The sequence below is a fragment of the Marispirochaeta aestuarii genome (assembly GCF_002087085.1).
In the GTDB taxonomy this organism is placed as follows: Bacteria; Spirochaetota; Spirochaetia; order JC444; family Marispirochaetaceae; genus Marispirochaeta; species Marispirochaeta aestuarii.
The window spans coordinates 68179-90897 of the sequence record NZ_MWQY01000018.1 but is presented as its reverse complement, the minus strand read 5'-3'; the positions used below and the strand labels follow the sequence as shown (position 1 = coordinate 90897).

General features: G+C 50.4%; 24 protein-coding genes and 1 pseudogene. 16 read left to right on the top strand and 9 right to left on the bottom strand.

From position 1 onward, the window contains the following. Window positions 1-52: 52 nt before the first annotated feature. Window positions 53-265: pseudogene (locus tag B4O97_RS19880) on the bottom strand (IS256 family transposase); the annotation flags it as partial. A 164-nt stretch (window positions 266-429) separates the two neighbouring features. On the opposite strand from B4O97_RS19880, the gene B4O97_RS15235 reads away from it, so the two are divergent. From B4O97_RS15235 to B4O97_RS15210, 6 genes are all read left to right on the top strand, one after another. Beyond that, window positions 430-819: a YkvA family protein gene (locus B4O97_RS15235; RefSeq protein WP_083052124.1), complete on the top strand. Its 390-nt coding sequence runs from the start codon at window positions 430-432 to the stop codon at window positions 817-819. A 78-nt stretch (window positions 820-897) separates the two neighbouring features. Beyond that, window positions 898-1698 (top strand): alpha/beta fold hydrolase, encoded by an 801-nt coding sequence (locus B4O97_RS15230; protein WP_083052123.1) that lies wholly within the window; start codon window positions 898-900, stop codon window positions 1696-1698. A 118-nt stretch (window positions 1699-1816) separates the two neighbouring features. Continuing rightward, the gene (locus B4O97_RS15225; RefSeq protein ID WP_083052121.1) at window positions 1817-2266 is read left to right on the top strand and encodes a VOC family protein; all 450 of its coding nucleotides are present in this window, start codon (window positions 1817-1819) and stop codon (window positions 2264-2266) included. 80 nt (window positions 2267-2346) lie between these two features. After that, window positions 2347-3192, top strand: a complete 846-nt coding sequence (locus B4O97_RS15220; protein WP_083052120.1) for a GNAT family N-acetyltransferase — start codon at window positions 2347-2349, stop codon at window positions 3190-3192. Window positions 3193-3204: 12 nt separating this feature from the next. Beyond that, window positions 3205-3675 carry a DinB family protein gene (locus tag B4O97_RS15215; RefSeq protein WP_083052118.1) on the top strand — a complete coding sequence of 157 codons (471 nt, stop codon included), beginning with the start codon at window positions 3205-3207 and terminating at the stop codon, window positions 3673-3675. Between the two features lie 59 nt (window positions 3676-3734). Next, entirely contained in the window at window positions 3735-4298 is a 564-nt protein-coding gene (locus B4O97_RS15210) for a YdeI/OmpD-associated family protein (protein ID WP_083052117.1), read from the top strand. A 26-nt stretch (window positions 4299-4324) separates the two neighbouring features. Here B4O97_RS15210 and B4O97_RS15205 read toward each other — a convergent pair whose 3' ends face one another. After that, window positions 4325-5143, bottom strand: coding sequence for an oxidoreductase (locus B4O97_RS15205; RefSeq protein ID WP_083052115.1), 819 nt, complete (start codon window positions 5141-5143; stop codon window positions 4325-4327). Window positions 5144-5389: 246 nt separating this feature from the next. Between B4O97_RS15205 and B4O97_RS15200 the strand changes: the two genes are divergently transcribed. From B4O97_RS15200 to B4O97_RS15180, 5 genes are all read left to right on the top strand, one after another. Further along, window positions 5390-5824 carry an SRPBCC domain-containing protein gene (locus B4O97_RS15200; protein WP_083052114.1) on the top strand — a complete coding sequence of 145 codons (435 nt, stop codon included), beginning with the start codon at window positions 5390-5392 and terminating at the stop codon, window positions 5822-5824. Window positions 5825-5855: 31 nt separating this feature from the next. Beyond that, window positions 5856-6365, top strand: a complete 510-nt coding sequence (locus tag B4O97_RS15195; protein ID WP_083052112.1) for a dihydrofolate reductase family protein — start codon at window positions 5856-5858, stop codon at window positions 6363-6365. Next, complete coding sequence (locus B4O97_RS15190; RefSeq protein ID WP_083052111.1) at window positions 6365-6865, top strand: GNAT family N-acetyltransferase; 501 nt, start codon at window positions 6365-6367, stop codon at window positions 6863-6865. Before B4O97_RS15195 ends, B4O97_RS15190 begins: the two co-directional genes overlap by 1 nt. 168 nt (window positions 6866-7033) lie before the next feature. After that, entirely contained in the window at window positions 7034-7759 is a 726-nt protein-coding gene (locus B4O97_RS15185) for a hypothetical protein (RefSeq protein WP_083052109.1), read from the top strand. Between the two features lie 140 nt (window positions 7760-7899). Next, complete coding sequence (locus B4O97_RS15180) at window positions 7900-8526, top strand: carbonic anhydrase (protein WP_083052108.1); 627 nt, start codon at window positions 7900-7902, stop codon at window positions 8524-8526. A gap of 42 nt (window positions 8527-8568) precedes the next feature. Here the strand turns inward: B4O97_RS15180 and B4O97_RS15175 are convergent, their stop codons facing one another. From B4O97_RS15175 to B4O97_RS15155, 5 genes are all read right to left on the bottom strand, one after another. Beyond that, the gene (locus tag B4O97_RS15175; protein WP_083052106.1) at window positions 8569-9849 is read right to left on the bottom strand and encodes a TRAP transporter large permease; all 1281 of its coding nucleotides are present in this window, start codon (window positions 9847-9849) and stop codon (window positions 8569-8571) included. A 1-nt stretch (window position 9850) separates the two neighbouring features. Continuing rightward, window positions 9851-10306, bottom strand: coding sequence for a TRAP transporter small permease (locus tag B4O97_RS15170; RefSeq protein ID WP_083052105.1), 456 nt, complete (start codon window positions 10304-10306; stop codon window positions 9851-9853). 129 nt (window positions 10307-10435) lie between these two features. Further along, complete coding sequence (locus B4O97_RS15165; RefSeq protein ID WP_083052103.1) at window positions 10436-11455, bottom strand: TRAP transporter substrate-binding protein; 1020 nt, start codon at window positions 11453-11455, stop codon at window positions 10436-10438. A 54-nt stretch (window positions 11456-11509) separates the two neighbouring features. Next, window positions 11510-12175 (bottom strand): GntR family transcriptional regulator, encoded by a 666-nt coding sequence (locus tag B4O97_RS15160; RefSeq protein WP_083052102.1) that lies wholly within the window; start codon window positions 12173-12175, stop codon window positions 11510-11512. 251 nt (window positions 12176-12426) lie between these two features. Next, window positions 12427-13341 (bottom strand): sugar phosphate isomerase/epimerase family protein, encoded by a 915-nt coding sequence (locus B4O97_RS15155; RefSeq protein WP_083052100.1) that lies wholly within the window; start codon window positions 13339-13341, stop codon window positions 12427-12429. Between the two features lie 145 nt (window positions 13342-13486). On the opposite strand from B4O97_RS15155, the gene B4O97_RS15150 reads away from it, so the two are divergent. The 5 genes from B4O97_RS15150 to B4O97_RS15130 are packed head-to-tail and all read left to right on the top strand — an operon-like array spanning window position 13487 to window position 19263. Beyond that, the gene (locus tag B4O97_RS15150; protein ID WP_083052099.1) at window positions 13487-13846 is read left to right on the top strand and encodes a cupin domain-containing protein; all 360 of its coding nucleotides are present in this window, start codon (window positions 13487-13489) and stop codon (window positions 13844-13846) included. 59 nt (window positions 13847-13905) lie between these two features. Beyond that, entirely contained in the window at window positions 13906-15717 is a 1812-nt protein-coding gene (locus tag B4O97_RS15145) for a YgiQ family radical SAM protein (RefSeq protein WP_332891047.1), read from the top strand. Window positions 15718-15773: 56 nt separating this feature from the next. Beyond that, window positions 15774-17870: a putative bifunctional diguanylate cyclase/phosphodiesterase gene (locus B4O97_RS15140; RefSeq protein WP_158084328.1), complete on the top strand. Its 2097-nt coding sequence runs from the start codon at window positions 15774-15776 to the stop codon at window positions 17868-17870. A gap of 38 nt (window positions 17871-17908) precedes the next feature. After that, window positions 17909-18310, top strand: a complete 402-nt coding sequence (locus tag B4O97_RS15135) for a hypothetical protein (RefSeq protein WP_083052094.1) — start codon at window positions 17909-17911, stop codon at window positions 18308-18310. After that, the gene (locus tag B4O97_RS15130; protein ID WP_083052093.1) at window positions 18283-19263 is read left to right on the top strand and encodes a tRNA-dihydrouridine synthase family protein; all 981 of its coding nucleotides are present in this window, start codon (window positions 18283-18285) and stop codon (window positions 19261-19263) included. The genes B4O97_RS15135 and B4O97_RS15130 overlap by 28 nt, the downstream gene beginning before the upstream one ends. Window positions 19264-19276: 13 nt before the next feature. Here the strand turns inward: B4O97_RS15130 and B4O97_RS15125 are convergent, their stop codons facing one another. Next, window positions 19277-19558 (bottom strand): PG0541 family transporter-associated protein, encoded by a 282-nt coding sequence (locus B4O97_RS15125; RefSeq protein WP_083052091.1) that lies wholly within the window; start codon window positions 19556-19558, stop codon window positions 19277-19279. Next, on the bottom strand, window positions 19555-22707 hold the full coding sequence (locus B4O97_RS15120; protein WP_083052090.1) for an efflux RND transporter permease subunit: 3153 nt from the start codon (window positions 22705-22707) through the stop codon (window positions 19555-19557). Before B4O97_RS15120 ends, B4O97_RS15125 begins: the two co-directional genes overlap by 4 nt. Between the last annotated feature and the right edge of the window lie 12 nt (window positions 22708-22719).

The following is a 22719-nucleotide window of genomic DNA, read 5'->3' as shown; positions in this document are numbered from 1 at the left end:
GTCTGATACTGATTTAATGCAGGGTCCTCGCTGGTTTGTGAGAAATGCGGGCTAATCGCGTATCGAAGCGTCGTACTCGAGTTCCGGAAAAGTACGTTCGTCGACTTTCTGAATGTTGTCCCTTTTCGGCGCCAACAATGCCTTCAGCCTCAATCTTCATGAGCTGCTCGGTTGTCCACTTCAACATCTCGAAGAGAGGGTCAGATTCACCGATAAACTGGGATAGAAGGTTCTTGAAATCTTTGGTACTGTTACGTGGAGCCACTGTTAACTCTCCTTATGGTTTTGTTTGGTCACTTAACCCATCGGAGGAAATGGTGGCTCCTTTTAGTTATCTAAATTGCGAACATTTTTGGACGGGATCCCGACGACTCACAATATCAAAAGTATTTGGATAAGTGTGATGTATTCTAAATAATGTAAAGAATGATGAAAATTGTCGAAGAAATGAAAACAAGAACAGATAGTCTGAAGAATGAAATTACAGCGATTTACTATGCATATCAAAATCCGAAGATAAGACTGTTACCAAAAGTTATGATTATTATCGCTCTTGGTTATGCGCTCAGCCCGATTGACCTTATTCCTGATTTTATTCCAATTCTTGGTTATTTGGATGATCTAATAATCATCCCGGTATTGATTACGTTTTCAATCAAACTCATCCCTGAGGAAATTATGGCTGAGTCGAGAAAAAAGGCCCGTCAGGAGCCGGTACAATTAAAGAAGAACTGGTTTTTCGCCATATTGTTCATACTAACATGGATTATTTTGATAATAGTTTTCCTATGTGCGGCAGCAGGACTTTTTATCGAATAGATTTAGTATATTGTATAACAGGAAAATGAAATACAATATCTGAAATGCTCTTTCCCATATATCGCTAAGGGAGAATAGATGATATTTAAATCTTCATTTGGAGAAATTAATTATGAGATAAGCGGAAATGGAAGTCCGTTGCTGATGATACATGGTACTCCATTTTCCTCAAAGGAATGGTCCGAAATAAAAGATGCTGTAAAGCATAAGCATGAAATCTACACATATGATCTGTTGGGCTATGGACTTTCTGAAAAGGCGGAGGATGTTTCTCTTGCTATTCAGAATAATGTCTTGTCTGAACTTCTGACTTTTTGGGGACTTGATAAACCGGATGTTGTCGCTCATGATTTTGGAGGAGCGACACTTCTTCGATCAATTATTCTAAATAATTGTCATTACAGAAAAATTATGCTTATTGACGTTGTCGCCCTGTCTCCATGGGGATCACCATTTGTGAAGCACGTTAACAAACATGAAGGTGTATTCAATGAAATACCCGATTATATTCATAAAGCTATGGTTCAAGCCTATATTAGAGATGCAATTTATAAAAAAGTGACAGATAAAGAAATAGACTTTCTTGTTGAGCCGTGGTTATCAAAATCAGGGAAAAAAGCTTTTTATCGACAAATAGCTCAGATGGATCAAAAATATACTGCAGAAATTGAAGATAGACTTTGTAATATAAGGAATATGATTAGAATATTATGGGGGGAAAATGATAACTGGATACCATTGGAAATTGGAAAGCGTCTGCATGAGATCTTACCTAATTCCACGTTCAGGTCGATCCCTGAATCAAATCATCTGATGCAAATCGATAAACCAAATGAGATAATCAAGGAAATAGAAGAGTTCTTTCAAAACAAAAAATAAGGATGGCTCACAATATATAGCAGGTTTTTATCCTGTTAACTGTAGATATGAAAAACACCTATATGGATGACATAAAATGAATTATAATGCTTCTTTTATAGAGCATGAAGGATAAGATGTGGCGACAAAATTCTCTCATAAAAATATTATAAGTAAAAACTGGAAAAAACTAGCTGATTTTTATATCCGGGTATTTGATTGCAGACCAAAGCCACCGCAAAGAGATCTTTCAGGTGAATGGCTGGATAGATTAACCAGTTTATCAAATGCAAGCATTAAAGGAATGCATTTGCTTCTTCCAGGCTATGATATCGCCGGACCGACGTTGGAAATTTTCGAATATAATGACGAAATTATCAATACAAGCAAAAAGATAAACTTAGAAGGTTTTGGTCATATTGCCTTTGCAGTGGAAGATGTAGAACTAAAATTAAACCTTTTACTGGAAAACGGGGGATCCGTAGTCGGAAGATTAATCGATGCAGAAATTGACGGAGTTGGTAAAATTACCGTCGTGTATGCAAAGGATCCTGAAGGAAATATTATCGAGATTCAAAAGTGGGAATAGTCATAAAACAATACATTCCGGTAAATCCAGAATCCGGTCATTGTATTTCTATACCCTGGTTGTTTCTTTAAGGAGGAAAAATGAGTGCTGTCTATTTCCTTGCCCAAATCAGAATAACAGATTCGAATCTGTATCAAAAATATTTAGACAAATGTGATGATATATTTTCAAGATGTAATGGGAAATATTTGGCTGTAGATTCTGCACCTGAAATACTGGAAGGAAACTGGAAGTACTCAAAATCTGTTCTAATAGAGTTCCCAAACAGAGAGGATTTTAAAGAGTGGTATTATTCTGATGATTATCAGGAGATTCTGAAATACAGATTATCAGGTGCTGCTTGTGACACAATCCTGGTTTTTGGAAAAGAGCAGAAGCCGGGGAACAAAATATTGATCAGGACTGAAAGGCTCACAATAAAGCCGATAACTCTCGCTGATGCCTCCGCCATGTTTGAATACCGGACAAAGGAGGAAATCTTCCTGTTTCAAACCTTCAAGCCGGGAACACTACATGAAATTGAAGATTTTATCAGGAACAGCACAACCGGCTTTAACGAGGAAGGGAGATGGTTTCAGCTGGGTATTTTCCACAATAGTACAATGATAGGGGATATCGGCATACACTTTATCGGTCCGGAAAACAGTCAATGCGAAATTGGTTATACAATACATCCGGTGTATCAGAAAAAGGGGTATGGTAAGGAATCTGTAATCGGTGTGGTAAATTACTTATTCAAAGTTCTGCAAAAACACAGGATAACAGCATCTACAGATCCCCAAAATACTGCCTCAATAGCCTTGCTGGAAAGTCTTGGCTTTCGGAAGGAAGGACTGTTTAAGAGGAGTCTGTTAATTGATGGAAATTGGGAAGATGATTTGATCTATGCGATATTGGCTGAAGAATGGGAATACCAGGTGAATTAAAGAGGAAATAATATGAGGAGTGAAACTCTGCGGCTTCGAAAACATATTGACGAACAATATGAACTCTACTGCGGAATCGATGACACAACGGCATCGATCAATGTATCTCCGGATGCGTGGTCTGTTAAGGAAATCTTCGGACACCTGATAGATTCTGCTGCAAACAATTATCAGCGTTTTATCAGATTGCAGGAAGTGAGTCACCTTGATTTTCCGGGATATGATTACAACTGGATAAAGATAATCAAATACAATTCATATCCCTACTCTCAACTCCTGGAGCTCTGGAAGCAGTTTAACCTGCTGCTTTGTCACATCATTGAAAACCTGGATGAGTCAAAAAAAGAAAACAGCTGGAAAAACGAGGGAAGAGACCTGAGCCTGTCTTTTCTGGTTACTGATTATATCGATCATCTGGAAATACATCTCTCCCAGCTTGCGGAGCGTTTAAAAGCAATCCGTGAAAAGTCGGCCGGTTCGTAAAACCACGAAGTTCAACTAGAAAACTGTTATTTCTATATAAAGCTCTATATATTTTATATATGAGTACCGATACCAGGGGTCGGCACACGGAGTCTATACACTGTAGATCGACCCTTTTTTCAATAGGCGTCTGGACAATTCTGCGGATAGCGAAAGAAGCAAGCAGTCAGCTTCCGTCCCGAGGGCTTGTCTCTGTGGAAGCATGCATCAATGATGTTTCGTTCAGGACTGTGCTTGAGCCGGACGGTAAAGGAAGCCACTGGCTCAGCGTCGATAAAGCCCTGCAGGATTCCTGCGGGATTCAAGCGGGAGAGGCGGTCGAGCTGAAGCTTACACCGTTAACAGACTGGCCGGAACCCGAAGTTCCTGAGGATCTGGAGAAGGCGCTGATGCTTGACCCGGGGGTTTTCGCCCTGTGGAAGGACATTACGACTCTGGCGCGCTGGGACTGGATCCGGTGGATCAGATCGACACAGAACCGGGAAACCTGTATGCGCCGAATCGATGCGGCACGTGATAAAATGGCAAAAGGCGAACGTCGCCCGTGTTGTTTTAACCGGAATATGTGCACGGAGCCGGAGGTTTCTCGCAGCGGTGTGCTTCTGGATCCTCCCAAGGAGTGATGGGGGACGCTTAGCTGCAGTAGGGCCTATTTTCCTATTCTTTTTCGCAACAGCCAGTCGTAGGTTCTGTCCGGCAGGATTTTGCGCAGTGTAAGCAACGGACGGGCGTATTTTCCCACGGCATAACGGCTTCGGGGCTTTCTGGCCGAGATGGCCTTTAGGATGATCCTGGCGACTGTGCGGGGATCAGAGCCTTCGAGGCCCCGGAACATTTCAGTTGTTTTTCGCGCTGCTGAGTCGTAAGCTGTGCCGCCCGAATATGTGAGCATGTTATCTGTGGCAATACCGCTCCAGTGGGTTTGAATTAATCCAGGTTCAATAATAATTACATCGATGCCGAAAGGCCGTGCTTCAAACCGCAGGGCATCGGAGAAACCTTCCACCGCATGCTTCGACGCATGATACCAGGCTCCCATGGGCATATAGATTTTTCCACCGATGGAGGAGATATTGACGATCTTTCCATATCCCCTTTTTCTCATCCCCGGAAGCACAAGGCGGGTAATATGCGCCAGCCCGAAAAGATTGACCTCGAACTGACGCCGCGCCTCTGCCAGAGGAACATCCTCTACGGCACCATAGCAGCCATACCCTGCATTGTTTATCAGGATATCTATGCCTCCTGCCGCCTCTTCTATATATGTAACAGCAGAGACTATCGACTTCTCATCCGTAATATCCAGTTCCAGGCTGTGCCCGCCGGCGGTCACTATATCGGCCATCTGGTTAATGCGCCTCGCTGCGCCGTAAACATCATAACCTGCCTGAATCAGGGCAAGGGCTGTCTCTTTTCCCATCCCCGAAGATGCACCGGTTATTAGAGCGGTTCGTCTGGTCTCTGCCATGGGTATCCTTCCTTTGTAAGTACTAAGATAGGTATTCCTGCATGTCCCCGGCAACAAGGTTCTTCTGTATGGTGAACTTAGGGGAGATCTCCCGGATGACTTATTACTTCTTTCCTCTTAATCCTGACTGGATCTGCGATTGCGCTCAACAGTAGTTCTTTATAATCTGTTGACGGAGGGCTTCAGATAGAACGATATTGAAAAGATTATGAAGGAATTAAGACTGCAGTGAAAAGAGTGTAAAAGATGAAAGAGTTAAGCACAGAAGTAACCATTAAGGCCGATGCAGAAAAAGTATGGAAGGTATTCTCTGATTTTGCGAATTACCCCTCCTGGAATCCCTTCATCAGGTCCGTATCCGGCAATGTTCAAGCCGGTCAGAAGATAACTGTAGTTTTACATCAGCCCGGTATGAATCCGATGACAATCAAACCGGAAGTAATGACATTTAAGCCGAACAGGGAATTGAGGTGGATTGGACATCTGTTTTTTAAAGGATTATTTGACGGCGAACATTCCTTTGAGCTGATTCAGAATGATGATGGAACGACTACGTTTTTACAGAAGGAGATTTTCCGGGGAATTCTGGTCCCCTTATTCAGAAAAATGCTGGACCACAATACGCGAAACGGATTTGAGCTCATGAACGGGAGATTAAAAGAGTATGTCGAGAGGGCATGAACAGTCTCCACGTCAAGAAGCTTATCCACAGATGAGGAAGATCCGCTATCAGGTAGCTTGCAGTCTCGACGGATATATTGCAGGGCCGGAGGACAATTATGACTGGATAACGCCGGAGCCTGAATTTGATTTTGATGCGCTCTATGAACAGTTCGATACCCTGCTGATGGGGCGACGTACATACGAAATTGTCAGTGCAGCCGGAGAGAGTTTCCGCGGAAAACAGGTGCTTGTTGCTTCACGAAAGCTCAGACAGCAGGATCACCCGGAGGTTGAAATTGTAAGCAAGGATCTGGAGCGTCGGGTGAAGGAGTTGCGCGGACAGCCCGGTCGTGATATCTGGCTTTACGGAGGCGGAGAGCTGTTCTCTCAGCTTCTGACCTGGAATCTTGTGGACACCGTCGAGCCAGCAATTATTCCGGTGCTTTTAGGCGGTGGTGTTCCGTTTCTTCCATCCCCTGCAGTGTACAGAAGGCTGACTTTAACCGGGCAGAGCGTCTATCCCGGCGGCATGATTCTTCTTGAATATGAGGTACGTTAATGGAATACAGAATACGTGAAGCGAAAAAAGAGGATTTTCAGGCTATATGGCCCATCTTTCACGAGGTTGTGTCCGCAGGAGAAACCTACGGCTATGAGCCGGATACCGAAAGATCTGAGGCTGAAGAGCTCTGGATGAGGGCCCCTTTGAAAACCTTTGTGCTGGAGAAGAACGGAGAAATTCTCGGGACGTACTATATAAAACCGAATCACCATGGGCCAGGCGCTCATGTCTGCAACTGCGGTTATATGGTGGCGTCCCGGGCCAGAGGCCAGGGCATTGCCACCTTTATGTGCCGTCATTCCCAGACGCTCGCTCAGGATCTGGGTTTTCTTGCAATGCAGTTTAATTTTGTCGCCTCCAGCAACACCGCTGCCGTAAAGCTCTGGACAAAACTTGGTTTCACGACCGTGGGCAGGCTACCGAAGGCGTTTAAGCATCCCGTTCTGGGCTATGTTGATGCCCTTGTACTGTATAAATGGCTGAAAACTGACTCCTGACGGGCTGCACTCCCCCTGTTTTATCTCCTGCCGCTATTACATATCTGACAAAATACATAATGATAATCAGTATTAGTTATAGCTAATATATTGACGAAACGATATAAATAGAACGATAATAGAGTAAATTACTATGAATTACCTTTTTGGGTAATTATGGAGGAGCAAATGAAAAGGAATTATCTCGTTATTCTTGCGCTTATTACTGTCTTCGCACTGCTCGGCGGGGCTGTAACTGCTCAGGATCTGACCATTGAATATCAGTATGATATCACTGGTACCGCTCGCACAAACTACCTGACCTTTACCGGACCTATCCGCTACATGGCTGTTGAAAAAGACCATTTCGACGGCAGAACCGGTGCATCTGTCCAGACGTCCACAGAAAAGTTTCAGCCCTATCGTTATGACGTAAAAGGAAGAAATGCTCTTCCCGATACACTCCGGGGGCTTTTTCTTTTTGCCGTTGCCGAATCAGCTCAGCCTAAAATCGATAACCTGACTGTTGATAAAGACAGGAGCGGCGTTATTACCATTCAGTATGTTCATCGTGGAACTGCTTACAGGCTGGTCACTGACAGCAGCGGACGGATCAATCTGCCGAACGGAACCTTCCAGAAACGGAGCATCGGCTTTATTTCCGGAAATAATCCTCAGGTGATTTCCACCGATTTCTCCCGCAACGGCCAGGCCAACGGCGTCGACTGGGACAAAGTCTGGAGTACCGGAGTAGCCGGCGGCAAGACAATTCCCGGAAGCGATAAAAAGACCGGTAACATCGTTTCCGACGGCGCGGATCCTGCCTCCATGTTCTATTGGGATGGATCCCTGCAGGTGGATTTCAGAGGCAACGAACTGAAGATCAATGGCGGTCTGAACGCAGTCAAGCGCTAAGCCCATCGGCCTCTGTCTATCTAGTATGAAACCGGCGGACATTGTCTTCGCCGGTTTTTTTTCGCCCTGATGCTATACTATACGGGTAGATCTGAAAGCGGTCATTCTCAGAGGACCCTTGGAATAGTGGGAGATTTGGTATGGATTATCTGTTCGAAGGTGTAAAGGAGTTTTCATCTCAGGATTTTACCCATTTCCGGGAGCTTTTCGAGAAGCTCGGCAAGAAGCAGTCCCCCCATTCTCTGTTTATCGGGTGTTCCGATTCCAGGGTTGTCCCGCATCTGATAACCAAGACTCTGCCAGGAGAGCTTTTTATTATCAGGAATATCGCCAATGTGGTCCCCTTTTACCGGGCTTCCGAGGAGTATCTTTCGACAACCTCTGCGGTGGAGTATGCGGTCAAGATGCTGAATGTGGAGAATATTATTGTCTGCGGTCATTCCAACTGCGGGGGCTGCAATGCCCTCTATATGAGCGAAGAAGAGCTTGCCAACACTCCCCACACGAAAAAGTGGCTGGAGCTGGCACGACCGGTCCGGGAAAAAATCGAAAAGGATCCTGAGTTGATGAAAGATGCGGTAAAACGTGAGTGGGTTACCGAACAGCTCAATATCGTCGAACAGATGAACCATCTGCTGAGCTACCCGTATATCCGTGAGCGCTACGATAAACAGGAGATCAATATTCTGGGCTGGTACTACCTGATAGAGACCGGAGAGATTTTTAACTACGACAAGGACGATAAGGTTTTTAAAAAGATAGAGTAAAGGCCGGCGGAAACCGGCCCTTACCCGTCGTTGACGAGCTTTCTACCCGCCTATGATAACCTGGGGCAGCCAGGTGATGGTTGCCGGAACAAATACCATGGTGACTACAACTGCCAGCAGAGCTACAAAAAAGATCAGCATTCCCTTTGTAAACTGCATCGTTGTTAAGCCTGTTATTTCGCATATGATAAACATACTCAGGCCCAGAGGCGGCGTTACCAGTCCGATCATCAGAACCAGGGTTGCCAGTACACCGAAGTGTACAAGGTCGATTCCTACGCTCATTACCAGGGGCATCAGCATGGGAACAAAGATGATGATATTTGCCGATGGATTCAGTACACAGCCCGCTGCAAGGAATCCCAGAAGTATCAGGATCAGCACAACCGTAGGATTCGACGAAAGGGCGGTAATGCCATCGGTAAGAAGAATTCCCACCTGCTCTTTCGAGAAAACCCAGGCCAGGGAGTAGGCCGCCCCGACTATGAACATGATGCTGGCCGTTCCCTTGGCCGTATCAACGAACATCTGAAAAATCTTTCCGAAATCCCGCTGTTTGTAAACGAATATGCCGATTACCAGGGCGTAGAAGACCGCGACGACGCCGGCTTCGGTGGGGGTAAATAATCCGCCGAGAATCCCTCCCAGGATTACAACCGGTGTGGACAGGGCAGGTAAGGCGCCCCAGAACTCCTTGCCGAGCTCGGGAAGACTGGCCTTGCTTCTTTTGGGGTAGTTCCGTTTCTTGGAGATAAAATAGACCAGAACCATCATGTAAATGGCCAGCATGATTCCAGGAATGATTCCTCCGATAAAGAGTTTTCCAACGGAGATTCCCGCTACACCGCCGATCAGTACCATGGGAATGCTGGGGGGAAATACCGGTCCGATGGTTGCCGAGGCTCCGGTTACCGCCGCACTGAACTCGACATCGTAGCCTTCATCGACCATGGCCTTGATGAGTACCTTTCCCACGCCGCTGGCGTCCGCCAGGGCGGAGCCGGACATTCCTGAGAAGATAAAGCTGGCGAGAATATTCACCTGGGCGGTTCCGCCGGTGTAATGGCCGACGAGGGCACGGGTAAAACGAAAGATCTTGTCGGTTACCCCGGTGCTGTTCATGATGTTCCCCGCAAGCATGTACAGGGGAATCGCCATAAGGGTGTATGATTCTGCTCCGGTTACAAATCGCAGGGGAATGTTAACCATGGGCAGTCCGGGATTCATGAAAAAGTACGACAAGGTTGCCAGGCCAAGGGTAATGGCGACGGGAATCCCCAGGAGAAAGCCCAAAAGCATTGTTATTAATACAACCGTAAGCATACTAACGCCTCCTGAGCTTTCGGATGAATGAGTAGATTGTGTAAAGAATCATCAAACCGGTAGAAACGGTAAGGGAAGAAAAGAGGTACTTTTTTGACAGTGCAATAGAGGTTGCTGTCTGCTTTGAATAGGAGATTACAACCGGAATCGATTCTTTAAATACTATCAACAGAAAAATGAGAATAATAACCGAAGAAATCATCTCGATCGTCTTGTTTACTTTTTCCGGTAAAAAGGTGGTCAGGATATCAACGATAATATGTTTCTTGTTGATGTAGAGAATTACCGCTCCCAGATAGGTTATCCAGACAAAGAACCATACGGCGATTTCTCCGGCCCAGAGCAAAGACCCCTGGAGAATGTATCGAGTTCCAACCTGTGCAAAGAGCAGTGCCACCATGGCCACAAGAAATGCTCCGCAGATGGTCTCGAGGATACGAACAAGTTTCTTTTCCATGTTTCTTGTGAAACCTCATTTCATCAGTTCGATTGAAAAGCTTTACCTTTATAAAGCTTTGTCTTCTACAAAGAAAGCTGCCGTCCTGGACGGCAGCTTGTGCATAAACAAAAGGATGTGAAACAACGCTTACATGTTGGCGATTTCAGCCTTGATGTCGTCGTAAAGTCCGTCTACCCAGCTGTCGGCAAACTGGTTGGGAATATCCTTGAGGGCCTGCTGGAAGGAATCTACATCCACCTCGATGAATTCCATGCCCTTCTCCTGCAGCTTTTTCTTGTAGTCTTCTTCTCCGGCAGCCAGCAGATCGTTGTGGAACTGGGTAATTCCTTCGCCTTCTTCGAGTACAAGCTCCTGAAGATCGGCGGGGAGTTTCTGGAAAAACTTTTCGCTGACAACGTAGGTAAAGAAGGCCCGCTGGTGAGCGGTCTGGTTTACGTAATCCTGGACTTCGTCAAAGTGGGGAGCGTAGATATAGGCAAGGGGGTTCTCCTGGGCTTCAACGATACCCTGGCGCAGGGCCATGTAGAGCTCGCCGTAAGCGATTGCCTGGGGCTGGGCGCCGAGGGCCTTCCAGCTTTCTACATAGATGGGCTGGAGGGGAATTCTGATCTTGAGACCCTGAACCTCGGAGGCTTTGCGAATGGGCCGGAGAGAAGTCAGGTGCCGGGGCCCCCTGAGTCCGTAGCCTATGATCCGGATGCCCTTGTTGTCGAGCATGGCCTTCTCGACACGGTCACCGATGGATCCGTTCAGGACGTGCATAACCTCATCGCTGTTCTTGAAGATGTAGTAGGCACTCCAGATGTTGTATTCCGGTGCGGCCTGCTGGTGAACCGTGGTTCCCATAATGGCCATATCTACGTTGCCGAGCTCGAGCATGTTGACGATATCAACCTCTTTTCCCAGCTGTTCGTTGCCGTAGAGTTTAACTTCGATTCTGCCGTTGGATTTCTCTTCGATTCTCTTCTTGAACTCCTTTGCGGAAATATCGTCTTCTCCGCCGGAAGCTCCGCCGTAGGAAATCGACATTTCGTAAGTCTTGTCCGCACTGCCGCCGGCGCTCTCCTTGGAGCCTTCAGCATAGATCAGTGTGGATGCAAGGAGCAGAACAAGGACGATCTGCATGAGTGTTTTCATGGCTTTCATAATATCCCTCCTAATAGGAACATGTATTTTTTTACCCGGAAACCGGGAAGCAACCTAATTTGAACCGGTTCCCACCGGTAATCCGCTGTAATTCGGATACAACGAGTGAAGCAGATGCTGACAGGTCATGATGATGTGCTCCCGCATATACTGCTCGCTCATTTCCTCGTTGCCTTCGAGAATGGCGTTGATGATGTAGATATGATAGGTCCGGGAATCCACCTCGATGCCTGAGATTTTCTGGGTCATATTGGCGGTAAGGGTTACCATGTTGTTGAGCTTTTCATGAAACTCCGACAACAGAGAGTTCCCTGCAGTTTCGATTATCTTTCTGTGCATGGCCCGGCCGAGCTTTACGCCTTCGTCGGCATGGGCATTGGCATCAATAGCCTCCAGCTGGTCCCTGATGTTTCTGAGTTCCTGATGGTCGGCCTTGCTGGCCTTTTGACAGCAGAGCTTGGCCGCCATGGCCTCGATGCTCTCCCGGGCTTCGAAGATTTCGAACAGCTGCTTTATGTCCAGCTTGCGTACGGAAAAGCCCTTTCCCCGCTGCTGTACAACAAGCCCTGTATTGACCAGGTTGAAGAGGATCTCCCGCATGGGGGTCCTGCTGACGCCGTAATGCTCGCACAAGTCACGTTCGATCAGGTATGCACCGGGGAGGAGTTCTTCGTTGCGAATCTTTTTTTTAATGTCCTCAATTATCTGGTTCTTGTTCATAATGCCGGTACCTGCTCCGTAACCTGAAAGTTAGAATGATGTGTGTATACAATCAGGCATAATTGGAATCATGTATATAAAAAACATTTTGTATACCAATGATAAGCCGTAAAAATACTGTAAAGGTGGTTTTAGTTGTTGTCAAGGAAAAGTTTTGGTTTTTTGAGAAACGAAAAATCCTATCTGGAACAATGGCTTATTGTGTATAAAAACCGGGTGTATCGGCGAAATGGATACACCCGGTTTGAATTCTATTTCACCATCGTCCAGGCCCTGTTCAGGACGCGCTTGGAACCGGCCAGGACTACATCGGGGTCTTCTCCGGCGGTGGGTTTGACCTCGAAGCTCAGGATCGGCGGTTTCTCCTTGTTCAGAAAACCCATATCCTTGAGGGCCTGCAGGTACTCCGTCAGCTCCTGTACATCGTTTTCACTGTTGGGAAAGCCGAAGCGGGGATGCTGGTCTCCGTAGGCGGGCATGGAAGGATCCTTCATGACGCAGTTCCCCATGTGGGCATGAACCAGGTGCTCCTTGATGGGAAGCAGGGATTCCTTGATGCTTTCGTGGAGCAGGGGTATGTGGCTCAGGTCCACCATGAGTCCGAAATTATCGTACTCCTTTTTTATCTCCTCGGCGTATCGTTTTGCCAGAGAGGCGGGACCGATCAGGCTTGCCTTGTCGATATCGTAATCGAATACCTCGTGGACAATTTTCATGTTTCCCTTTGATTTGGCGTAGGCGCAGATTTCCCTGGTGGATTTCAGGAGAGCCTGGAAGGCCTCTTCCTTGCCGGCCTCTTCGTATTTCCCGCTCAGGAAAGCGGTTCCCTCGGCGCCCATCTCGTAGGCTTCATCGATGGCGGCTTTAACGGTGTCCACCGCTTTTTTCCGTTCTCCCTCGTCCAGAGAGTTGACGTTCTGCTTCTGGGACAGGAGCATGGGCTGGGCTCCGAAAGCGACGGAAATGTGGGCGGACTGGATCATCTGTCTGGCCCGGTCCCGAACCTCCCTGTCCTTGATCCAGGTGATCTCCACAGCATCAAAGTAGTCGTCCGTGAGGACTTTGCGCAGGGACTCGTCAATCGGTCCGTTGCCGCTTCCGGCCTCAGGATAGGCCATAAAGTGTATGATGCCGACTCGCATGTAGGCGTGCAAAGATTCATTCATACCAATTCCTCCGTATATGGTTAACTTCCTATGTTTCTATAATGTACCTATTTGTTATCATTTGGCAAATCCCGGAGTATAATTATCCCCTCAATCTCCTGTGTCTGTCAGCACAGGGGTATACTGAAAGGTAAAAGGAAAGGATATGGATAGAATCAATCTTCAGCAAAAATTCAGTCTGTTCACCGAACAATGGGATCCCAGGATAATTGCCCAGGTTAATGAGTACCAGGTAAAGATAGCCCGGATCGAAGGGGATTTTCCCATGCACCGGCACGAGGAGACGGACGAGCTCTTCCTCGTGGTCCAGGGGACCATCCGAATGGATTTCGAAGATCGGCAGGTGCCCCTTGGAGAGGGAGATCTGATCGTTGTGCCCCGGGGGGTTCTTCATCGTCCTCACGCGGATTCCGAAGCCTGTATCATGATGTTTGAACCTGCAGGAACACTGAATACCGGGGATGTCAGAGACGAACATACAAAGGAGAAACTGGAAAGGATCTAGGGCCGTCTCTGGATAATTCTCTCTTTTTTTGTCATACTTGCCCCTGAATGATACCTTTTTTGCCCTGTACAGCTCAGGAAATGGCGGACCGCGGATGGGACCGCTGCGATTTTATCCTGGTAAGCGGCGACGCCTATGTTGATCACCCCTCTTTTGGAACGGCTATTATCGGCCGTGTCCTGGAAGCCGAGGGCTTCCGTGTGGGGATTATCCCCCAGCCCGACTGGCGTTCTCCGGAAAGCCTGACCCTGTTCGGTCGTCCCCGCCTGGGATTTCTCGTAAGCGCCGGAAACCTGGATTCCATGGTGGCCAACTATACGGCGGCCAGAAAGCCCCGCAGGGACGACTCCTATTCCCCCGGGGGAGAGGGGGGGCGCAGGCCTGACCGGGCTTCCATTGTCTACGCCAACCTGGTACGCCGGGCCTATAAGCGCATGCCCCTCATCATCGGCGGTATCGAGGCCTCCTTAAGGCGCCTGGCCCACTATGATTACTGGAGCGATTCCCTGCGCCGCTCCCTGCTTCTTGATTCCAAAGCGGACCTTCTGGTCTATGGAATGGCGGAGCGGAGCATCGTCGAGATCGCCCGGCGCATGGACGCGGGGGAACATATCCGGGAGATCAGGAACATCCCCGGTACCGTTGTGCTGGCGGATGAGGATTCTCTGCCGGAAGAGACGATTGTGCTTCCCTCCCATGACCGTCTGAAAAAGGAGCGCAGGGCCTATGCGGAGAGTTTCCGCGTCCAGATGCGCAATACCGATCCTGTAAGCGCAAAGCCCCTCTACGAAGCCTACGGAAGTAACGGTGTGCTGCAGCTTCCGCCCCAGAGGCCCCTGGAACGGGAGGAGTTCGACCGGATCTACTCCCTGCCCTTTGCCAGGGAGCCTCACCCCATGTACACCCTGGACGTACCGGCCATCGAGGAGGTTCGCTTCAGCCTGGTCTCGAACCGCGGCTGCTTCGGCTCCTGCAGCTTCTGCGCCCTGACCTTTCACCAGGGACGGATTATCCAGTCCCGCAGCCATGAATCCCTTATCAGGGAGGCGGAGGAGCTTACCCGGCATGCCGGCTTCAAGGGCTACATTCACGACGTGGGAGGACCGACGGCCAACTTCCGGCATCCCTCCTGCAAAAAACAGCTTGAAAGCGGAACCTGCGTCGACCGGATGTGCCTGTATCCCGAACCCTGTCCTGCCCTGGATGCGGACCATTCGGATTATGTTCAGCTTTTAGGCAGGTTGAGAAGGGTCCCGGGGGTAAAGAAGGTATTTATACGCTCGGGTATCCGTTTTGATTATCTGCTGGCCGAAGGGAACGATCGTTTTCTGCGGGAGCTGTGCGAACATCATGTAAGCGGCCAGCTCAAGGTAGCGCCCGAGCATGTCTCGTCCCGGGTCCTCGCGGCCATGGGGAAACCGGAGCACCGGGTCTACCTGGACTTTAAAAAGCGCTTTGACAGCATAAACTCGGAACTCGGGAAAAAGCAGTACATCGTACCCTATTTTATCTCCTCCCATCCCGGATCCACCCTGGATGACGCGGTGGAACTGGCCCTCTTTTTCAAGGAGCAGCGCTTTATTCCCCAGCAGGTCCAGGATTATTATCCCACCCCTGGAACGGTGTCCACCTGCATGTACTATACCGGGATCGACCCGAGGACAATGAAAAAGATTTACGTGCCCTCGGATCCTGATGAAAAACAGATGCAGCGGGCACTGCTGCAGTTCAACAGGCGGGAAAACGCCGAGCTCGTGCGAAGGGCCCTGATAAAAGCGGGCAGGAAGGATCTGATCGGTTACGGCGGGAAATGCCTGGTGGCGCCGGCGGGAAAGAGCCGGGGCAAAAACAGGGGAAAACATCCCGCATGAGGGCTCAATCTTATGTGCTACAATGCCGTTAATCGTATCATAAAGGATTGTATCGCGTGAGTTCGCAGCTTGGGGAAACATCAGAATTCTATCGCCGCATTCTGGAGCAGTCGAGGGCTGTGATCATCGCTGTTGTGGATGCCCGGCTTGATCTTGTATATATCAACGAGTCTGTATTTGAAGTAACCGGATATTCCCACGAACTGTTTTTAAACCGCACGGTTCACTGGAACGATATTGTCGTCCAGGAAGACCTGCAGAAGATCCGCTACTATCATCGACGACGCAGCGCCGGGGACAAGGATGTTCCCGACCAGTACGAAGTCCGGATTGTCGATCGCAACGGTCTGCACCGCAACCTGGTGCTGCAGGTTGGAAACTATCTTGACGCCGGTAATCTGGTCATTACCCTCTTTGATATCTCCCACTGGAAGCGCTACGAGGAGCGGCTCCTCGGTAATGAGGAAAAGCTCAAGGCCATGGTTGAGCTGAGCCGGGAGATAACCCTGGTTGTCAATGAATCGATGACAATTGAGTATGCCGGGGGTGCCGTTGTCTCCCTCCTTGGGTATCGGCCGGAGGCGTTGAACACCAGGAACTTTCGGGATTTTATTCATTCCGAGGATATCGACCGGGTCTCCGCCCTCTTCCTTTCCGGGATTACTGAAATGTCCACCTTCGATATTCTGGATTTTCGCCTGCGGAATACCGATGACGAGTGGGTACACATGGAGGCGAACTGCAATAACCAGCTGAACAATCACCGAATTTCCGGAGTCATTGTTACCCTCAGGGACATCTCCGCCCGGAAGGTGGCGGAGGAGAAGGCCCAGTTTTATGAACACTACGACTATCTTACCCGTCTGCCGAACCGCAGAATGTTCTTTGAACGCCTCGGTCTTGAGCTGCGGCACATAAAGCGCAGGTCCACAACCTTCGCGGTTCTCTGTTTCGGGGTAGACCGCTTCAAGGAGGTCAATGACCTTTTCGGGCCCAAGATAGGCGACAGGCTTCTGGTGGAGATCGGGAAGATCCTTTCCAGATCATTCCGCAAGGACGATTCGGTCTCCCGGCTGGAGGGCGACAAGTTCGGAGTGCTGGTGACGGATGTAAACCGCACCGATCATGTGCTGGAAATCGTCAAGAAGATCCTCGAGGTGTTCAAGGAGCCGATCGGCATTCTCGGAGAGAGGATCCGGGTCAGTGTCAGTATCGGTGTCGCGGTCTATCCGGACGACGGTTTTAACGAGGAGATGCTGGTCAAGAACAGTGAAACGGCCCTCTTCATGGCAAAGGAACGGGGGAAGTCCACCTACCAGATGTATAACCGCCGTCTCCACAGCTCAATCCAGGCCCGCCGGACCCTGGAGCGTCAGTTCGAACAGGCCCTGGGGGGAAACGAATTCCACGCCCTGTTTCAGCCGAAGGTTGACCGCAAGGGGCGCATTATCGGTGCGGAAGCCCTGGCCCGCTGGAACTCTCCGGAACTTGGACAGATTCCGCCGGATCAGTTTATTCCCGTGGCCGAGAGCAGCGGACTTATCATCCCCTTCGGCAGAGAGATACTGGATCTTGCCCTGAGGGAATGGCAGCGCTGTGTCTGTGCCGGAGAAGGGGAAGAGAAACCTGTTCTGGCGGTGAATTTATCACCCTTTCAGTTCGGCCATCCGGACCTGGTGAGGGACATACAGCGGGCGCTGGAGAAGACCGGTTTTGATCCCGCCCTTCTTGAACTGGAAATAACTGAAACCGGGATCATGAGGGACCAGGACGAGGCGGAGAAAAAACTGCTGCAGTTGAATGAAATGGGGGTCAGTATTGCCATCGATGATTTTGGAACAGGCTACTCTTCCCTGAAAAAAATCAAGGATTTTCCTGTGGGGACCATCAAGATTGACAAGTCTTTTCTGGAAAACCTGAATTTCAGTCGAAAATCATCCACCATCATCAATGCAATAATCGGGCTCTCCCATGATCTGGGTTTTTCCGTTGTTGCCGAAGGGGTGGAAACCCTGGACCAGCTCGAGTTTCTCCAGGAGGCGGGCTGCAATATCTATCAGGGGTACCTCTTCGACAAACCCCTCGCCATCGAGGAGCTGGCCTCACGTTTCACGGTCCGGTATTACCCGGTATTGCTCAACGCGGGCAGCTAGAATATGATAAAAGCAGACATTCATATATAGGAGATAATATGGCTAATCGGGAAAAATCCGTGGACGGAATCTTTTTTCTGCAGCTCGCGGTTTCTCTGTTTTTAATAGTATCCGGACTGCTGGGGCTCATGGACTACACTTCAACGGGAAGTAAGGTCTTTCGTGCTCTGGGTATAGGAAATGACGTTGTTGCGATTATAATTACTGTCCTGGAACTCGTTTCCGGTACCATTCTGCTGGTGGGGCTTTTTCTGCTTATCCGCAACAGGACCCTCTTTTTCGCGGTTCTCTTCGTCTTTGTTCTCTGGGCCCTGCGGGTCGTTCTATACTATTTTCTCAATGATTTTCTTCAGCCCGATGCCCTTGTCTGGCTCCACAATATGGCTCCTGACCTGATTGTACTCTCCTCGCTGTGGGTAATCCTTCGCCGTTACGCCTAGGTTCCTCCGCCGGAAGCTCCCCTCTCCTTGTTCTCGCTCCTCTGGAAGGCATAACCACCGCCGCTTTTCGCAGGGCGGCCATGGAGATGTTCGGCGGACTTGACGGGGCCATTGCGCCCTTTATCGGGACCATCCGGGGGGCCAGACGCTATGACTATCACCTGCGGGACGTTCTGCCCGGGGTCAACGGAACCCGGCCGCTGATTCCGCAGATCCTGGGAGCCGATCCAGAGGGGATAGTCCATGTCTCCCGGGCCTGCGCCGATCTGGGATACACCCAGGTAAACTGGAACATCGGCTGCCCGATACCGAACATTACCCGTAAAAAGCGGGGTTCCGGGATTCTGCCCCATCCACACCTGATAGAAGAGGTTCTCTCCCGCTCCTGTCGGCCTGATCTTCCGGCCTTCTCGGTCAAATTGCGTCTCGGCCTCGAGGAGGCTGATGAGTGGCGGGAGGTCCTGAAGGTTCTGAATGATTTTCCCCTGGACTTTGTAGTGCTCCATCCCAGGACGGGACGGCAGATGTACCGGGGGACACCGGACAGAGAGGCCTACGGCGAATTCCTTGCCCGCTGCCGGCATTCCCTGTTCTACAGCGGGGACATTAATTCTGCCGAAGATTTTCAGGGGATCTCTGCCCGTTTTCCGGAAACCGCCGGATGGCTCCTGGGCCGGGGATTCCTGAGCCGGCCGGTACTGGCGCGGGAGATCAGAAGCGGCAGGAAAGAATCCTTTGCCATGAAGGAGATCGCTCATTTTTTACGGCGCCTTGCCGACGAGTTTCTTGCCTCCGGAGCCGCCCCTCCATGGATCCTGGGGAAGATGAAGCTCTACTTCGGGTATCTGAAACACGGAAGCGACGATGCTGCACAGGCAGGGGAGTTCTGGACTGTCCTGCGGGGCTGCAGGGAGTGGAGCCTCTTCGAGGACCGGCTCCGGGAGTTCCTGTAAATACGAGCCCGGTTTATCGCCACTCCATTTCGAAGAGCTTGATTCCCTCCTGGGTAAAGAAGGTCTTTAAATTCTCCACCGCGGAGCGGATTTTCGCCGCCTCCTCATCCTCGCAGTAGACAATCATAATGAAATTCTCCTCCGGCCAGATATGGTCCCCCATCCGGGGGCCGGAGTTTCCGACCCCGTGAACGACAGGTATCTTGGTGTAATGCTGTGCCGCTCCCGCCTCTTTCAGGGCGTCGTGAAGGTCACCTTCTATGGAGCGGTTGGCGATAATTTCGATTCTTTTCACGATTTCTGTCTCCTTTTGAGGGCCCGTTTTTCCGCTCGGCCGTTAAGCAGGGCGTAGAGTACCGGGACCAGGAAGAGGGTCAGCAAGGTCGCGACGGAGAGACCGCCCACCACGGTTTTTCCAATGGGCTGGACCAGCTCCGCGCCTTCACCGGCAAAGAAAGCCATGGGCACAAGGGCGAGGATGGTGGTAAGACTGGTCATCAGAATGGGGCGCAGACGGTTTCCTCCTGCTTCGATACAGGCCTCCGTTATGGACATTCCGCGCTTTCGAAGCAGGTTGGTGTAGTCCACAAGGACGATCCCGTTGTTGACGACGATTCCCACCAGCATGACCAGTCCCACGGCGGTAAAGATACTGAAGCTTTGTCCGGTCAGGATGTATATGAGAATGACCCCCACCAGTACCAGGGGGATGGTAAAAAAGATGATAAAGGGATCCAGAAAGGATTCAAACTGGCTCGCCATGACTCCAAAAACCAGCAGAATGGAGATGATCAGGATGACCACGAATTTCATTCCGTATTCCATCAGCTCCGCGTAATCTCCGGAGTACTCCAGCACGACGTTTTCGTTTACCGGTATCCTGTCGGCAATAAGCCTCCTGAGCCCGAGTTCCACCTCCTGCAGCTTTGCCCCCGGTGCCAGACCCCCCTGCACGTGAATGGTCCTGGTCTGGTTTTCCCTGTTAATGCTGACCGGTCCGGTGGTCTTTGTGGTGGAAGCGAAACTTGCCAGGGGTATGTGCTGTCCGGCGGAGTTGACCACAAAGATCTTTTCCAGGTCCGGTATTTCGTTGCGGTCCTCCTCCGGCAGGATAAGCAGGATATCGTATTCGTTGCCTTCGTCGTTGTAGCGGGATGCCGTAACCCCCTCCACGTTGGCCCGGATCTCCTGACCGATGGCCGCCATGGTAAGACCCAGTTCGTAGGCCCGGTCGCGGTCGATCACGATGTCCAGTTCCGGCAGCCCTTCCTGGAGGGATACCACCGGTTCGGTAATCTCCGGGATCTCCTCTTTCATGAGGTCCCGTATCCGGTAGGCGGTTTCCCTGCCCAGCTCCATGTCGTCGGTTTTGACCAGAACATCGATGGGGGTACCGCCGCCTCCCGGTCCGCCGGCGGTGAACTCGAAGACCGCCGAAGGGAACTCGTTAAAATGGGAGCGGAGTATCTGTTCCACCTGGGTGGAGGTTTCCACCCGCTCCTGGTAGGGCGGAAGGGTTATGCTCAGGGTCCCCTTGTGGGTCTGCAGGCTTCCGAGAAATCCAAAGAAACTCCGTTCTCCCGCCGAGACGATCAGACTGGAATAGGCCTGGATTTCGTCCCGGGCGATGCTTTCGAGCTGGCGCATAACATCCTTGGTTAACTCCAGCCTCGTTCCCAGGGGCAACTCGACGCTGAGCTCGATAAAGTCATCGTCCATTTCGGGCATGAACTCATAGCTTGCTATCGTAAGAAGAGAAAGACTCCCGGCAAAAATCAGCACAACCAGGAGTATGGTCAGCAGCTTATGCCGCAGCACCCTGGCCAGGCTTCGCTTGTAGAGCTCGTCCAGGGCGTTGAAAAAGCCGCCAAGAAAATCATCGATTCTCTTGGAGAGACCTTTTCTGGGACGCTGCAGATTTGACCTGATGGGGAGGTAGTGGCTGGAGAGCACCGGTACCAGGAACATGGCCACAGCCAGGGAAGAGAGCAGTGAAATAACAACCGTGAAGGAGAGTCCGGCAAAAAGTTCCCCGATCATTGCCAGCTGGGACTTGAAGATCGCCAGGGGCGCAAAGACGCAGATTGTCGTCAGGGTGGAGGCGACGATTGCGTTGATCATCTCCCGGGTTCCGATTACCGCGGAGGTCTTGAGCTTTGCGCCCTTCTCCCGATAGCGGAAGATGTTCTCCAGGATGACAATGGAGTTGTCCACCAGCATGCCGATACCCAGGGCAAGTCCGGACAGGGTCATGATGTTCAGGGTCAGACCGGCAAAATACATGAGCATCAGGGTAATGACAAAGGATATGGGAATGGTCAGGCCGATAATCAGGGTGGTGCGAAAGCTCCGCAGAAAGAGGAGAAGAATCACCACGGCCAGAATACCGCCGGTTATGGCGGAACTGGAAACCTGCTGCAGGGACGCCCGGATTATCTTGGTTGTGTCATAGATTACCGCCATCTGTACCCCCGCGGGCAGCTCGGTATTGATGCGCCTTATCCGCTCAAGCACGTTGTCTGCGGTCCGTACGGAGTTGGTTCCGCTCTGTTTCTGAACGGTGAGAAAAACCCCGTCTTTTCCGTTGATAAAGATGGCGTTGGTTTCATCGGCATATCCGTCGTAGACATTGGCGAGGTCCCCCAGACGTATTGTCTGGGTGGGGCTGTATCCGGCGGCAGCAGCTGCACCCGAGCTTTTCGCTTTATAGGCGATAACCGAATCCCTGATCTGCTTGATGGACTGAAAATCCCCGGCGGTACTGACAAGATAGTTGATGTTTCCCTCCCCCACGGAACCGCCGGAAAGGGAGACGTTCTGCTGCTGCAGCATTCCCTGAATCTGGGTCAGGGTAAGGTTGTAGGCCTCCAGGCGGTTCTGGGGAACCTCGACCCGGATTATACGCTGCCGTCCCCCCGCCACACTGACCAGGGCTACCCCCTCGACCTGCTCGAGCCGGGGCTGGATGATCTTTTCCGCGATTTCCCGCAGGTCTTCGGGACTTCTGTTCCCGCTCACATTCAGGTACATGATGGGAATCATGGAGGGATCGAACTTGAATATCTGGGGCGTCGAGGCCTCCTCGGGAAGCATGTCCTTTACGAACTCCAGTTTGTCCCGGACATCGTTGGCGGCCTCCGCCATATCGGTGCCCCAGGTAAACTCGATCTGGATCATGCTGTTCCCCTCCGCGGAGGTGGAGGTTATCTCTTCTATGTTGCCCACGTTGCTCAATCCCCCTTCAAGGGGACGGGTTATCCGCTTTTCCACCTCCTCCGGGCCGGCTCCGCTGTAGTCGGTAAAGAGCAGAAGCACCGGGGGTTCTATGTCCGGGTAGAGGTCGATGGCCAGATCGCTTATGGCGTAGAAACCCAGGGCGATCAGCAGTACGAATATGATGGCCGTCGTTGTGGGGCGGCCGACCACGGTTTTTGTTATGCTCATAGGATAATCCTT

Coding starts and splice junctions, on each gene's coding strand:
- B4O97_RS15135 (WP_083052094.1), top strand. CDS start 17,909: ATGGCTAATCGGGAAAAATCCGTGGACGGAATCTTTTTTCTGCAGCTC.
- B4O97_RS15180 (WP_083052108.1), top strand. CDS start 7,900: ATGGATTATCTGTTCGAAGGTGTAAAGGAGTTTTCATCTCAGGATTTT.
- B4O97_RS15120 (WP_083052090.1), bottom strand. CDS start 22,707: ATGAGCATAACAAAAACCGTGGTCGGCCGCCCCACAACGACGGCCATC.
- B4O97_RS15190 (WP_083052111.1), top strand. CDS start 6,365: ATGGAATACAGAATACGTGAAGCGAAAAAAGAGGATTTTCAGGCTATA.
- B4O97_RS15235 (WP_083052124.1), top strand. CDS start 430: ATGAAAATTGTCGAAGAAATGAAAACAAGAACAGATAGTCTGAAGAAT.
- B4O97_RS15155 (WP_083052100.1), bottom strand. CDS start 13,341: ATGAATGAATCTTTGCACGCCTACATGCGAGTCGGCATCATACACTTT.
- B4O97_RS15230 (WP_083052123.1), top strand. CDS start 898: ATGATATTTAAATCTTCATTTGGAGAAATTAATTATGAGATAAGCGGA.
- B4O97_RS15170 (WP_083052105.1), bottom strand. CDS start 10,306: ATGGAAAAGAAACTTGTTCGTATCCTCGAGACCATCTGCGGAGCATTT.
- B4O97_RS15215 (WP_083052118.1), top strand. CDS start 3,205: ATGAGGAGTGAAACTCTGCGGCTTCGAAAACATATTGACGAACAATAT.
- B4O97_RS15160 (WP_083052102.1), bottom strand. CDS start 12,175: ATGAACAAGAACCAGATAATTGAGGACATTAAAAAAAAGATTCGCAAC.
- B4O97_RS15205 (WP_083052115.1), bottom strand. CDS start 5,143: ATGGCAGAGACCAGACGAACCGCTCTAATAACCGGTGCATCTTCGGGG.
- B4O97_RS15185 (WP_083052109.1), top strand. CDS start 7,034: ATGAAAAGGAATTATCTCGTTATTCTTGCGCTTATTACTGTCTTCGCA.
- B4O97_RS15210 (WP_083052117.1), top strand. CDS start 3,735: ATGAGTACCGATACCAGGGGTCGGCACACGGAGTCTATACACTGTAGA.
- B4O97_RS15195 (WP_083052112.1), top strand. CDS start 5,856: ATGAGGAAGATCCGCTATCAGGTAGCTTGCAGTCTCGACGGATATATT.
- B4O97_RS15165 (WP_083052103.1), bottom strand. CDS start 11,455: ATGAAAGCCATGAAAACACTCATGCAGATCGTCCTTGTTCTGCTCCTT.
- B4O97_RS15175 (WP_083052106.1), bottom strand. CDS start 9,849: ATGCTTACGGTTGTATTAATAACAATGCTTTTGGGCTTTCTCCTGGGG.
- B4O97_RS15200 (WP_083052114.1), top strand. CDS start 5,390: ATGAAAGAGTTAAGCACAGAAGTAACCATTAAGGCCGATGCAGAAAAA.
- B4O97_RS15150 (WP_083052099.1), top strand. CDS start 13,487: ATGGATAGAATCAATCTTCAGCAAAAATTCAGTCTGTTCACCGAACAA.
- B4O97_RS15220 (WP_083052120.1), top strand. CDS start 2,347: ATGAGTGCTGTCTATTTCCTTGCCCAAATCAGAATAACAGATTCGAAT.